This window comes from Metabacillus litoralis (assembly GCF_020524045.1).
Taxonomy (GTDB): domain Bacteria; phylum Bacillota; class Bacilli; order Bacillales; family Bacillaceae; genus Metabacillus; species Metabacillus litoralis_C.
The window spans coordinates 81225-94732 of the sequence record NZ_JAIVKL010000008.1; the positions used below are offsets into that span (position 1 = coordinate 81225).

The 13508-nt window shown below is 33.1% G+C and carries 13 protein-coding genes; 12 read left to right on the top strand and 1 reads right to left on the bottom strand.

The genetic code is table 11. From position 1 onward, the window contains the following. Positions 1-2: 2 nt before the first annotated feature. From LC076_RS13840 to LC076_RS13890, 11 genes are all read left to right on the top strand, one after another. Positions 3-335 carry a hypothetical protein gene (locus tag LC076_RS13840; RefSeq protein WP_226669692.1) on the top strand — a complete coding sequence of 111 codons (333 nt, stop codon included), beginning with the start codon at positions 3-5 and terminating at the stop codon, positions 333-335. 86 nt (positions 336-421) lie between these two features. Further along, positions 422-559 (top strand): hypothetical protein, encoded by a 138-nt coding sequence (locus LC076_RS13845; protein WP_226669693.1) that lies wholly within the window; start codon positions 422-424, stop codon positions 557-559. 151 nt (positions 560-710) lie between these two features. Continuing rightward, the gene (locus tag LC076_RS13850) at positions 711-794 is read left to right on the top strand and encodes a putative holin-like toxin (RefSeq protein WP_226669852.1); all 84 of its coding nucleotides are present in this window, start codon (positions 711-713) and stop codon (positions 792-794) included. A 375-nt stretch (positions 795-1169) separates the two neighbouring features. Then, positions 1170-3416, top strand: coding sequence for an McrB family protein (locus LC076_RS13855; RefSeq protein WP_226669694.1), 2247 nt, complete (start codon positions 1170-1172; stop codon positions 3414-3416). Then, positions 3391-4878: a DUF2357 domain-containing protein gene (locus tag LC076_RS13860; protein ID WP_226669695.1), complete on the top strand. Its 1488-nt coding sequence runs from the start codon at positions 3391-3393 to the stop codon at positions 4876-4878. Before LC076_RS13855 ends, LC076_RS13860 begins: the two co-directional genes overlap by 26 nt. A gap of 27 nt (positions 4879-4905) precedes the next feature. After that, on the top strand, positions 4906-4989 hold the full coding sequence (locus tag LC076_RS24510; protein WP_226669853.1) for a putative holin-like toxin: 84 nt from the start codon (positions 4906-4908) through the stop codon (positions 4987-4989). A gap of 505 nt (positions 4990-5494) precedes the next feature. Then, positions 5495-5578 carry a putative holin-like toxin gene (locus LC076_RS24515; protein ID WP_226669854.1) on the top strand — a complete coding sequence of 28 codons (84 nt, stop codon included), beginning with the start codon at positions 5495-5497 and terminating at the stop codon, positions 5576-5578. A 440-nt stretch (positions 5579-6018) separates the two neighbouring features. Further along, on the top strand, positions 6019-6219 hold the full coding sequence (locus LC076_RS13875) for a hypothetical protein (RefSeq protein ID WP_226669696.1): 201 nt from the start codon (positions 6019-6021) through the stop codon (positions 6217-6219). A 332-nt stretch (positions 6220-6551) separates the two neighbouring features. Next, positions 6552-6635 (top strand): putative holin-like toxin, encoded by an 84-nt coding sequence (locus tag LC076_RS13880; protein WP_226669855.1) that lies wholly within the window; start codon positions 6552-6554, stop codon positions 6633-6635. Between the two features lie 454 nt (positions 6636-7089). Then, complete coding sequence (locus tag LC076_RS13885) at positions 7090-7332, top strand: hypothetical protein (RefSeq protein WP_226669697.1); 243 nt, start codon at positions 7090-7092, stop codon at positions 7330-7332. A gap of 115 nt (positions 7333-7447) precedes the next feature. Continuing rightward, complete coding sequence (locus tag LC076_RS13890) at positions 7448-8833, top strand: PD-(D/E)XK nuclease family protein (RefSeq protein ID WP_226669698.1); 1386 nt, start codon at positions 7448-7450, stop codon at positions 8831-8833. A 197-nt stretch (positions 8834-9030) separates the two neighbouring features. On the opposite strand, the gene LC076_RS13895 is transcribed toward LC076_RS13890, so the two are convergent. Continuing rightward, positions 9031-9918, bottom strand: a complete 888-nt coding sequence (locus LC076_RS13895) for an AraC family transcriptional regulator (RefSeq protein ID WP_226669699.1) — start codon at positions 9916-9918, stop codon at positions 9031-9033. A gap of 173 nt (positions 9919-10091) precedes the next feature. On the opposite strand from LC076_RS13895, the gene LC076_RS13900 reads away from it, so the two are divergent. Continuing rightward, positions 10092-13436 carry a DUF5107 domain-containing protein gene (locus tag LC076_RS13900; protein WP_226669700.1) on the top strand — a complete coding sequence of 1115 codons (3345 nt, stop codon included), beginning with the start codon at positions 10092-10094 and terminating at the stop codon, positions 13434-13436. The last annotated feature ends 72 nt before the right edge of the window (positions 13437-13508 follow it).

The following is a 13508-nucleotide window of genomic DNA, read 5'->3' on the forward strand; positions in this document are numbered from 1 at the left end:
TTATGGGTTCTTTTACAATAAAACATCATTTTGCAGATTCAAAGGAATTAAGCTACAAAGCCACTCCACTAAAAAACGCATTACAAGAAATACGAGACCTAGGGACTGATTTTACCACTTTCATGAAAAAAGAAATGGAAAACGAAAACGGAGAACTGGTAGAAGCCATCAATCAAGAAATCATCGATCAACACCGCAATCATAACCTCATTTTAGATTACTGTGAAGACTCAATAACGAGTATGACTAACACCTACACCGATTATGTGAATGATATGAGAAAACAGGATGTCACACTTTATTATAAGTTTGTGTCTTATGTGGAAAGTTCGTAATATGATGGAATTTATGTGGACTTACTAGAGTAGGTCCTTTTTATGTAAGTGCAGATTGGGCATATTAATTTAAAAAGGAGAGAATGATGTTGATAAATGAAAGTCAGTTTTCGTATAAAAAACTTAGAACATCACTCACCATTCTTAATACTGTGCTGATTTCTTCGGGTGTGTTAAAGCAACAAAGTATGCAAAAACAGCCTTTTTTAATTGCAAAAACGTGATCATCAATCCAGTAAATCCTGCCGTAAAACTATGAATAATACTCCATAAAAGATAACCCCATTGACCGGTTAACAATGATATCAATAAGAAAAGAACAGGAAAACTCTAGGGTGGTCAGCATTACCCTGAAGGAAGGGGGTGATGCTTATGATGACAGTATTTCAAACGTTAATGCTTATGATCGCATTCTCAAGTTTGGTGTTGTCAATCATATCTTATAGGTACAAAAAATAACCCACCCTTGAGCCCGACAGCGAAATAGGGTGAGTTATTGCCAAAACGATGATCCCCTTGAAGGGAACCTAGCTATTGTATAACTGTTTGGTGTTAGAGCACCGAACAGTCTTTTTTATTGTATGTCTTCTCTATCATTATTATAACCAAAGAATGCATGTTTGAAAAGGATTGATGCAAAGCAAAAGTACAGTATGAATCGTTTTTTAAAAAATTTCATAATAATCATACTAAGATAATCGCTCATGTTGTTGAAGATTAAAAGAGGGATATTGGTTTTCTTTTACAAAATTCCTCATATTTAGTTAAAAAACTAGATTTTATGTATTAAGATAGTAATAGGGATAAATACTCAAAACTCGGGAAGTGAAAAACATGATCCAAGCCAACAATTTAGTTGATATTATGAATATAGATGATACAACAGTTAGAAACCAACAAATCCTTGATGAAGTACAGCCTTTACTAAGAAGAATCATGGATACTTTTATCGGAAAATACAGTGAGCGTGATTCTTATTTACTTCAGTTAAAAATACATACACATGAACGAGCAATTAAGACAACGATAACAGATTCTAAAAATCCTAAATATGCAGAAAAAAAACAGCATTATGGCAACAAAGGATTTGTGGAATTGATTGATGAAAAATTATATCAAAGTCCATTATTTATTCTAAAACTAGAGTTTCATTTAGCTTCACGTGAAATCCGTATGACGATGAGCTCTGATTTTTATCCATTTTGGGTTTTATCAAAACGAACTCAGATCCACGAACTTGATAGAATGGTTGAAGAATTAAGTGATGATCTTAAGATTTATACAATTGAAGAGAAAAAGAGTTTTATTGATAAACATGAATTTACCGATAAAGTATGGCAGTATATCAAAAACAAACGTAAGCCTACCATCCATTTTGGCAAAATCTTACCTCTAGAGGGATTAATAGAAGAAGACGACATTATTGGCCAGCTTTGGGATACTTATCAAAAATTAACTCCAGTACGAAGCGTTCTGGAGAAAGAAGCATTAGAACATAGTCATGCGATGTTATTAATGAAGGCAATCCAAGAAGCAACAGATCCTTTTGATATAGAACTTTTCTCGAAATCTTATCGAGTAATTCTTAATGAAGAAGTAAAAAAGGTGAAAACAAATGATTATAAGCAAATGTTTTACATATATGATCAAGATCAATTAATCACAGAAGGTCATATTGGTTACTTCACTCGTGATCCACATGAATCAATCGGGATATTTATTGGTAATTACGGTCAAATTTTTCATCGAATCCGGAAACTGGCGAATCAAAAGGATTATGATTGGTATATTAAAAAATCTTTCTATCATCGAGGAAAATATAATCAAAACAACGAAAACCAAATGTATCAGGAAGTGTCATTGCAGGAATTAAAAAATAATGGCTTTGTATTAAGTGCTAGTAATTCCTTTTATGTTGGAACATACAAAGGTGTTGATGAAGGATTTACAGAGCCTATGTACAAAATAAAAGAACGTCTGATCACTGCTGCAGCCATTTTTGCTGATACTACAGAATTTCTAACTTTTCCAAAAGGAGGACAAACACCTAAAACTTCTGAAGAAGAAGAGGAAGAATTTGATCCAGAGTTGGAGAGTTCTTTTGACTTTTCCAATATACTAGATTTAGTTGAACAAAGTGGTTTCACGTTTTCACTTGATATTATTAGAGATTTTTACTTGAACTTAACAAGTCTTGATGACAAGCATTTTGTGATTTTAAGTGGTATATCTGGTACAGGTAAAACTCAATTATGTCGAGTGTTTGCTAATGCGGTATATGGACTTGATTATAGTGAGGAAAATCCATATCTGAAAATCATTCCTGTCCGACCAGATTGGATGGATGCGACATCACTATTTGGATATTACAGTTCTTTTGAAAAAAAATACATGAGAACCGAGTTTTTAGATATGTTACTTCAAGCTGATCAAGAAAAGGACAAACCTCATTTTATTGTTTTAGATGAAATGAACCTAGCCAGAGTGGAATATTATTTAAGCGATTATTTAAGTGCAGTTGAATCAAGAAAACCGATTACATTACACAATATTGATGATCTTGAGGACGTGCCGAATACAATTGAAATTCCACATAATTTCTATGTGATCGGGACGATTAATGTGGATGAAACAACTCATAGTATTTCTGATAAAGTACTTGATCGGGCCTTTGTGATGACGTTATCAGATGTTGATTTTTCAAGCTTCTGGGACCGTTTAGATGACAAGTTTAAAAAAACCGTTCAAACAGAATGGGATCTATTAGTAGCGATTCATGAACACCTTGCAACATATGACCTTCACTTTGGTTATCGAACGATGAATGAAATGATCCGAAAATTATATAAAAATAGCTTGTTAGCTGAAGAACTAAGAATGGAGCCCCTAGTTGCACTTGATCGTGTTGTCGCTGAAAAGGTTATCCCAAAAATAAGAGGTGATGAACGAATTACAGATTTATTAGAAACTCTAGCAAACTTATTTTATCAGCAATTTGGCGAAACATCTCAAGGTTATAAACATATAGAACGAATGAGAGAGGAATTAGAGCGATATGGCTCCACTCAATTCTGGCGTTAATATTACAGTATGGGATGATCATCAAAAAACCTGGGTAGCTATAAATAAAGTCTATTTAGAAGAAGCAAAAATCTATAAATGGAGAACACACTCTAAAGCAACATTTCAATTTAGAATGCAGAATATTCCCCTACCAATGAACAAAACAAATGAAGGCTGGGAAGGAGTATTTGAAACTCCTTTTCAAAGTGGAATCGTTTCATTTAAGATCAGTACGAAAGAAGGTATAGATACCTTTGAAAATTATGTGTATACTGATTCTCGTAAATTAACCCAGCAGCAATACCAATTTCTTTTAGATGATTTATTAAAAGAAGCAAGTATTTGTTTTCAACAATCTGGTTTAGAAACGAACATTTCTTCAAGTGGATTCACAAGAGAGTGCTCCATGTTGCAGTGGATGTACATTGAATCAACCATTTACAAACTAAGAAATACCTTTCAAAAAATCTCAGCTCACCCGTTAAGAAACCTTCGTAAAGAAGAAGTTTTCATGAGAAGAGAACGTGTGAAAACAGTGACACCAAGAAGCATTGCATGGATGGAACGGTATGGTGAAAGCTACGGAGGCTCACCAACAAAGCTACCAAGTCACATTCAATCAACAAAAGAAGAAGAAACCTTCAATGTATATGAAAATCGAGTGCTGCTTTTTCAGCTTAATGAATTGCAACTCTTGCTAAAAACATACCGAACGATAAATGACCGTGATATTGGGAGAAAAGCAACGCAATATCTGGACTGGATCACACTATGGAAAAAGGCAGAATTCCTTCAAGGACTAAGACCCTATTCAGGACCTGTAAAAATCACTCAAGTATTTCGTAAGCACCCAGTCTACAGACTTTGGTATCAGTGGTTTTCTTCACTTTATCAGTTCAAAACGCTTACCTTTGATATTGAACAAAAGCTAAGCTTAAAAGACACGTATTTGCTGTATGAAATGTGGTGCTTCATGCAAATCATTCGAACTCTACGTGAACTAGGACAACTAGATGATACAGCAGAGTTATTCACCAAGAAGGATGGCTATTATTTCTTAAGATTGTCTGAAAACAAAGAAAGTGTGATACACCTTAAAAATGGTGGACAATTAATTTATCAAAAAATCATTCAAATTAATACAAATCCATACTACTCATATACGCAAAGAATGATTCCTGATATTGTGATAGATTACCAAAATCAACTGTATGTGATGGATCCTAAGTACCGCATTCCTGCCAACCTACCAATGGCGCTTGGGGAGATGCATAAATATAGAGATGGGATTTTAGCAAGAGAAGATGATATGAGGGTTGTAAAAGACGTGTTTATATTAACACCAACTGAATGTTATATGCCGAGTGATAAGGATTTTTATGATGTAGAGTTTCATGAGATATATCACATGGGGGCGTTTTGTTTTTCGCCAGGAGAACATTATGATGTTTTTAAGGAATGGTTAGGGAAAATTCTTTAAGGTAAAGTTAAATATTTTCTTTTTTCTATGACAGTATTTCAAACGTTAATGCTGATGAATGCATTTTCAAATTTGGTGTTGTCAATCATTTCTTTTAGAGACAAAAAATAACCCACCCTTGAGCATACCAGCGTAATAGGGTGAGTTATTTTCAAACTTCGCTGATTCCCTTGATGGGAACCTAGCTATTGTAAGACTGTTTGGTGTTCGAGCACCGAACAGTCTTTTTTAGTTTATGTTTTTTCTACTTTTATTATAACCCAATATGCTAACCTTTAAAAGAGATGAAATACTTAGTAAAGAGTGATTTACTACTTAATTAATAATAAAGGCTGTTTTCGCAAACTTTGTTGCTTTAAAATAGCCGAAGCAATCAGCACTGTATTAAGTCTAGTGGCATCTTTTCTTCTTAAAATAGTACCCTTATAGTGAAAAAACACTGTTTTCACTATAAATTTTGGTTACATAGCAACTATCGTTCAGAAAAGAGCCATAATAAAAGTTCTTTATATACAGGGTAAGAACATACATTCTATTTTGTGCTATAATAGTTTTGCAATAGTTAGGAACTCAAGAGTGGTCAGCATTACCCCGAAGGAAGGGGGTGATGCTCATGATGACAGTATTTCGAACGTTAATGCTCATGATTGCATTTAATAGTTTGGTGTTGTCAATCATATCTTATAGAGACAAAAAATAACCCACCCTTGAGCCTAGCGGCGTAATAGGGTGAAGTTATTATTTACCAAAATTGCTGATCCCCTTGATGGGAACCTAGCTATTGTATGACTGTTTGGTGTTACAGCACCAAACAGTCTTTTTTAGTATATGTTTTTTCTATTTTTATTATAACCAAAGATGAATTGATTGAAAAGTGATGAAAAGAAAAGTAAGAACTGACACCATTTAATAGAAATAAGTGAGCTATACAGCAGTAACACTTGTTTAATAGATAATAAACGAAAAAAATTAAGATATCATTGGAAATTAATTGTGAAATATTCATAGGCTGTAACCCAATAGATGATAGTGAAAAGGGTCAATATTGATAACGTTTGTATTGTATAATAAGAAGTAGGTATGGTTAAGAAATATTCAAAGTTTCTCCTTTTAAAATAATACCGAATAAGGGGTGTTACTATGTACGAAGTTACTTGGTTGGCTTATGAAATATTTGAGGAGCTTGGAAGGTATGAGCAAATACATAAATCACTACAATTTAATTCACTTAGGGAAGCTAAAGAGTTCTATATCAATAAGAAGGAAGATATTGACGTGGAACATATTAAATTATCAATCCTGCTAGAAGAGTTTAGTAGAGCCACTGAAGTTGTATTGTGATAGGAAGATAAGTTAACAAGTTTTTTTATATACCAGTATGAAATACATTAGCATGAAGTAGTTTACTATAATACAAAATACATATAAACGTAGAGTTCCTCCAAGTATTAAGTTCTTTTTCAGGATCATTAAAAATTACTCAAGTATTTCTCTAGCTTACGTTTTAAGTAGTATTTTTACAAATGATTTTTCCTAAACTAATTTAATAGTATTAAAAGTTTCTTACTTACATAAAAAGAACATACATTCTATTTTGTGCTATAATAGTTTTGCAATAGTTAGGAACTCAAGGGCGGTCAGTGTTACCCCAAGGAAAGGGGGTGATGCTTATGATGACAGTATTTCAAACGTTAATGCTGATGATTGCATTTGCTAGTTTGGTGTTGTCAATCATATCATATAGAGACAAAAAATAACCCACCCTTGAGCTCTCCAGGCGATAGGTGAGTTATTTTCAAACTTCACTGATTCCCTTAATGGGAACCTAGCTATTGTTTTGACTGTTTGGTGTTATAGCACCAAACAGTCTTTTTTATTTTATTCTTTTTCTCCTTTTATTATAACCAAAGATCTGTTAATTGAAAAGTGATGAAAAGAACAGTAAGAAATTGAACTCATTTTTTTGAGACTTGATCTATGCATTAGTAACTGTTTAATTTTCATTTAAGAAAGCAATAGTGGAATTTAGCTAAATAAATGATTATAAGAAAAAGAAAAATGTCGTTTCTAATCATGTAACTGAAAAATCTTTATTATGAAGGTAGATAAAAAGGAGAGTGCCAGATTGGAATTGCAATTAAGGGAAGTAAACGAAAAGAACTTTGGGGAAATTACACAACTGAAATCAGATCGAAGTCAAAAGGAGTATTCATGGAACGGTTTACAATTGTTATTCAAAAACAAAATTACGAACTAATTGTAGGAGATTGTTACAGTATTCATTTTTTTGATGTTGATATTAGTTTTCATGGTTTAACAGTAAAAATTGAAGATACTTATTGGAAAAATGAAGATGGAGAAAATATGTTCTATATTTGGGTTCCTGATCATAAAGAAGATTATTTGGTTTCTGACAGAGAAATAAGATATATTAAAAAGGTTAATGGTAGGTAAGATAAACTATATACTAATTTTTGTATGATATAAAGGTACAATGAAATATAGTTTACGAGAAATATATTATGTAAACTTAAAACTTTAATTGAAAATTAATTGGGGGAAATAACTGTTGAAATCACTAAAACGTATGCTCTACGAACTAACAATGGACAAAGACTTTGTCGCGTTGAAATTTCTGATTGATCGACCGAATGTTTTTCATGTTGTTGGTGCTACTCATTTAGAAACATGGCATTCAAGGTTTTTATCATGGGTATTGGATCCTACAGAAAGACATATGCTCGGGTATTATCCTTTTCAGCGATTTTTAATGGCTGTTGCTGAATCTGCGGAAGAAAATATTGATGATATTACCGATATAGCCATGTTGAATGTAAATACATTCAGAAATTCTGAGGTTATAGCAGAAAAGGACATTAACAAGCTGGATATAACAGAACAACAATTCAGCGAAGAAACCGAAAGAAACGATGATAAAGGCAGACTAGATGTCTTTTTTAAAGTAAATGTTGTGAATGAAAAAAATCCTCAAGAGGAAAAAAGATTGATCCTTGCTGTTGAGCAAAAGGTTTATGCAAGAGTTGACGTGAATCAGTGTCATAAATACTTAAAAAAGTTCGAAGAAACATTCAAAAACGAGACGTTTCTTTTAGTTGCTTTAGTTCCCAAAAGTCAAATGAAAGAGTCCAATGAAGCAACGTTTGGAAGTTCAAAATGGATTGGGGTCGATTATCAGCAATTAGTAGATATTGTTTTAATGCCTTGTCTTGAGAACCCTGATTTAAGTATCTACGCGAAACCTATCATTCAGCAGTATATTGATGCGTTAAGAATGCCTTATAAAGTAAAACGTGAAAAATTGGCTACTATAGAAGAGGAACGTATACTCGTTCGCTCTCTGTATGATCGCTTTGAAGATGTGTTTAAAGCAATCACGAAAATATCAAATGAAGTTGACAGTGAAGAAAGAAACTATGTTAACACAGTTGTGACTGAAATTTATGGTGAAGTCTTTAGAACGATAAAATGGATTCTTAATGAAGAAGATGATGTAGAAGAAATATGGAATTTTTCAACAGCATTTCAAAGAAACGTTTATAAAAAATGGGACGAGATCTATCTAATTATTAAACATCAAGGAAATGAAATCGTTGTTAACGGAAACTCGGTACCAGAGCTTTGGAAAAAGGTTTTACTATGGATTGAAGAACAAAATCTTCCTCTTCGTCAGCTTGTAGAAGAAGGATTTATTCTTGGTGGTGGTAATAGAGGAAACCGATATGCAATCGCACTCCAACCGGTGCATAAAAATAGAAAAAAATTCGCTTCAATCCATACATATGAATCGATCATAACGGGTGAGACTTACTACATTGAAACGAAAATTAATCCTCAAAGTGCAATGAAAACGATTGTTAAATTGTTAAATGCTTTAGGTGTTGTGGGTCAAGCACCTTTGTTAGAGCAGGGTGAGGAAGGCTCTACTCTAGAATAGTTGAAGATATTCTTGGTTTATTATACGGAAAATAAATTTACTAGTTAATATGGGGCAGTGCACTGTCCTTTTTTTGTACAATAAATTTTCGGTACTAAGAATACCTACAAAGATCGTTTCCCATTCTTTTCAGGATTAAAGAAAAAAATGAAAAATACGGCTATTACTCACAAATTTTTTATACACAGATGAAACTTTCACCCTTTTTTAATCTTTCTATATTGGGATGGTGAAGTACCCATAATTTTTTTGAAGATTCTCGAAAAGTAATAAGGATCATCTATGCCTAATGAAACGGCAATTTCTTTAATAGAGTTTTCTGTAAGATCAAGTGTTTGTGCCGCTCTTTGCATTTTCATTCTTATAAAGTAATCAATAGGTGGGTAACTGGTTTCAGATTTAAAAAGATGTGTAAGATGTTGTTTTGATAAACCCGAGTATTTTGCAACATCATCGAGTTTAATTGATTTGTTCATGTTTTCGTTCATAAAATGAATAGCTTTATCAAGATAATCTTCTTTTTTTCTATCTTGGTTTGTGAGCTCGCTTGTTACACTAACAATGCTCAAAAGATATTTTATAGATTGAGATACATGGATATGGTGGAGGTGAGAGTATATTCTATTTGACAGAAAATCGAAACAATTATTAAAAATCTCTAGAAATTTTACAAATTCTATAAATTTTAGTTGTGATCGATTACTTTTTAGTCCTAAACCTTCTATAAATTGATCTACATCGGTGCCACCTAGATGGAACCAATAAATGCTCCAAGGTGTTTGCTCAGATGCACCATATCGATGAGGAGTTTCCTTAGGAATAATGATTAGCATAGTAGGTTTAATAGTTAATTTTGCACCATTTATTTCTATCCATCCTTCTCCCTCAGCACAATAAATGACAATATGATTATCACAACCATTATTTCGTTCACGATAATGATATTTAGCTCTCGGGAAATAGCCAATATCAGTTACATAGAAAGGAGCTATTAACGGATGCTTCTCAATATCTCTTATTACATAATCAGGTAAAACAAGCAGTCGTTCCAATTCAAATCCATCACTTTTTTTAATATTCCCCAAATCAACACTCCTAAAAAAATAAGAAAATAATCAAATTCCTTCTCTTTATATACTAGTACCTTTAGCAATATATTAATAATAATTCAGAATATAGTCCATTATAAACCGAATTTTGTTAATTGTAAGAAAAAACATATCAACGTATCGTAGTAGTATAAAGAGGAGGGAGTTTAATGAAAATTGAACAAAGAGTTCAAGTTTGGGAAGAAGAACGCCATATCCCAACTTATGAGGTAGGAGAGCCAAATAAAAATCCTATGTTCCTTGAAAAGAGAGTGTATCAAGGTAGCTCTGGAAAAGTATATCCCTATCCGGTAATCGATAAGATACACGATCATAAAAAAATGAAACCGTATAACCTTGTTATAGTAGAAAACGAATACATCCGTATTGAAATCATGCCAGAATTGGGTGGTCGTATCTATCGAGCATTAGATAAAACGAATAATTACGATTTTGTTTATTACAATCGAGTGATTAAACCAGCACTTGTTGGATTGGCGGGTCCTTGGATTTCAGGTGGGATAGAGTTCAACTGGCCACAGCATCATCGTCCAAACACATTTGGACCAGTTGAATACAAAGTAACAGAAAATGATGATGGAAGTGCTACTGTATGGGTAAGTGAAATCGATCGGATGAACGGTACAAAAGTGACGGCAGGTTTTATCCTACATCCTGATAAAGCATATTTAGAAATCAAGGCACAGTTATATAATCGTACATCTTTGCCTCAAACCTTTCTTTGGTGGGCAAATCCAGCCGTAGCGGTTAATGATTACACACAATCTGTTTTCCCCCCAGATGTTCATGCCGTTTTTGATCATGGGAAGAGAGATGTATCACGCTTTCCAATCGCCACTGGCACTTATTATAAGATGGATTATTCTGAAGGTGTAGACATATCGCGTTATAAAAATATTCCTGTTCCCACTTCTTATATGGCTTACAAATCTGATTACGATTTTGTCGGGGGTTATGATCATAAATTGCAAGCGGGCTTACTTCATGTAGCAGATCACCATATCTCTCCTGGAAAAAAACAATGGACATGGGGTAATGGAGATTTTGGAAAAGCGTGGGACCGACAATTAACAGATGAAGATGGTCCATATATAGAGTTGATGACAGGGGTATTTACTGATAATCAACCGGATTTTACATGGTTACAGCCTTACGAGGAAAAAACATTTACACAATATTTTATGCCTTATAAACATATTGGAATGGTGAAAAATGCCACAAAACATGCTGCTGTGAATCTAAAAGTAGATTCTCTATTAAATGAAGCTTGTATTAGCGTATATGCTACATCAAATTATACTGATGCAATTGTCGAGTTAAAGGGTAAAAAGCACTACTACTTAAATGAAAAAATAAACTTGTCTCCAAACCACACATATAAGATAAATATTAAACTTGATGAAAGTGAACTAGAACACAATTTATTATTATCTGTGAAGGATGAACACGAGCAAATATTAGTTTCCTATCAACCACCAAAAAAGCAAATAGAAGAAATACCGACACCCGCAAAACCTTTACCATCTCCAGATGAATTAAAAACAACAGAGGAATTATATCTCGCCGGATTGCACTTAGAACAATACAGACATGCAACACTGGATCCTGATGAATATTACTTAGAAGGATTGAAAAGAGAACCAAATAATATCAGAATAAACGTGGCATATGGAACATTACTATTGCGTAGAGGGTTGTTTCAGAAAAGTGAAGAATACTTCAGAAACGCAATTAAGTTGTTAACTTGGAGAAATCCTAATCCATACGACAGTGAAGCTTACTATCAGCTTGGCCTATCACTCAAGTTACAAGGGAAATTAGATGAAGCATATCGTGCATTTTATAAGTCTGTATGGTCATCACATTGGCAAGAAAGTGGGTATTTTTCCTTAGCGCAAATTGCTTCAACAAATGGATTGTATGATCAAGCATTAGAATTTATAGAAAAAGCCTTAGTTAAAAATAGTAGAAATTATAAAGGGCGTCACCTAAAAACAATCATTCTAAGTAAAATCGGTCGATTAAAAGAAGCAAAACAATTTGCCGAAGAAACAATAACAATGGATATTGCTGATTTTGGAGCATATTATGAACTTTATTTAATTACTTTAGAATTGGGAGATACATTAACTGCTCATTCTATCGTGTCTGAATTAGAAGCTTTCATGAGATATGATCCTCAAAATTATTTACATCTTGCTGCTGATTATGAAGAATGTGGAAGATATGAAGAAGGTATACAAATTTTAAGTCGATTAATAGGAGAAAACAAAAATAAAGAATATCCAATTATTAACTATACGATAGGTTATTTGTATTCCAAATTAAAGCAGCATGATCAAGCTCGGTATTATAGACGCACAGGTAACCAGGCTACTTCAGATTATTGTTTCCCAAATAGTTTATTTGAGTTAATTGTACTAGAAGATGCGATTGCAGCGAACCCAGAGGATAGCAAGGCCTGTTATTATTTAGGCAATTTACTTTATGATAAAAAAAGATATACAGAAGCAATTAAATTATGGGAAACCTCAAGAAAAATAGATCCTAGTTTTGCAACAGTTCATCGAAATCTAGCTCTTGCTTATTATAACCATTTACAAGATGAACATGGTGCACTAATTTCTTTACAAACAGCATTTGATTGTGATCAATCTGATGCAAGGGTATTGTATGAATATGATCAGTTACACAAGAAATTGGGATATTCACCAGATAAAAGATTCCATTTTTTAAATAACAAATTACCTTTAGTACAATCAAGAGATGATTTGTATATTGAATATATAACACTTCAAAACTGCTTAGGTTATTATGAAAAAACAATTCAGTCACTGAAAACTCGAATTTTTCATCCATGGGAAGGAGGAGAAGGAAAGGTCACAGAGCAATATGTGTATTCCTATATCGAACTTGGAAAGCACGATCTTCATAAAAAGTCATATGTAAACGCTTTAAATACCTTTAAAAAGGCACTTACCTATCCTGATAATCTAGGTGAGGGGAAACTTAAAGGTGCACAAGATAATAATGTGTACTATTACCTTGGTTGTGCTTATGAAGGGTTAAAAGATGAAAACCATGCTGCTGAGTGTTTTAAGATTGCGTCCGAAGGATTTGATGAACCCGCAAGTGCACTTTATTACAATGATCAACCACCGGAAATGATTTTTTACCAAGGATTAGCACTGCAGAAATTGAAAAGGTTTAAAGAGTCAAAGAAACGATTTAATAAGTTAATAGATTATGGAGAAAAACACATTTTTGATAGTCCGAAAATTGATTATTTTGCGGTTTCTCTTCCAGATTTTCTAGTATTTGATGATGATCTAAAAAAACGCAACGAAATTCACTGTCGCTATATGAGAGCACTTGGGTTAATTGGATTAAACAAACATCAACAAGCAATCGAAGAGTTAAATATAGTGTTGAGTTTAGATTCAAATCATCAAGGAGCAATAACTCATAAAAAGGTAAATATGATAACGACCTAAAGATTATTCTAGTTGTGAAGCAATAAAATGGCTGCTTCACAACTATTTCTTATTACATATAGTCAGGAGATG

Coding starts and splice junctions, on each gene's coding strand:
- LC076_RS13840 (WP_226669692.1), top strand. CDS start 3: ATGGGTTCTTTTACAATAAAACATCATTTTGCAGATTCAAAGGAATTA.
- LC076_RS13845 (WP_226669693.1), top strand. CDS start 422: ATGTTGATAAATGAAAGTCAGTTTTCGTATAAAAAACTTAGAACATCA.
- LC076_RS13850 (WP_226669852.1), top strand. CDS start 711: ATGACAGTATTTCAAACGTTAATGCTTATGATCGCATTCTCAAGTTTG.
- LC076_RS13855 (WP_226669694.1), top strand. CDS start 1,170: ATGATCCAAGCCAACAATTTAGTTGATATTATGAATATAGATGATACA.
- LC076_RS13860 (WP_226669695.1), top strand. CDS start 3,391: ATGGCTCCACTCAATTCTGGCGTTAATATTACAGTATGGGATGATCAT.
- LC076_RS24510 (WP_226669853.1), top strand. CDS start 4,906: ATGACAGTATTTCAAACGTTAATGCTGATGAATGCATTTTCAAATTTG.
- LC076_RS24515 (WP_226669854.1), top strand. CDS start 5,495: ATGACAGTATTTCGAACGTTAATGCTCATGATTGCATTTAATAGTTTG.
- LC076_RS13875 (WP_226669696.1), top strand. CDS start 6,019: ATGTACGAAGTTACTTGGTTGGCTTATGAAATATTTGAGGAGCTTGGA.
- LC076_RS13880 (WP_226669855.1), top strand. CDS start 6,552: ATGACAGTATTTCAAACGTTAATGCTGATGATTGCATTTGCTAGTTTG.
- LC076_RS13885 (WP_226669697.1), top strand. CDS start 7,090: ATGGAACGGTTTACAATTGTTATTCAAAAACAAAATTACGAACTAATT.
- LC076_RS13900 (WP_226669700.1), top strand. CDS start 10,092: ATGAAAATTGAACAAAGAGTTCAAGTTTGGGAAGAAGAACGCCATATC.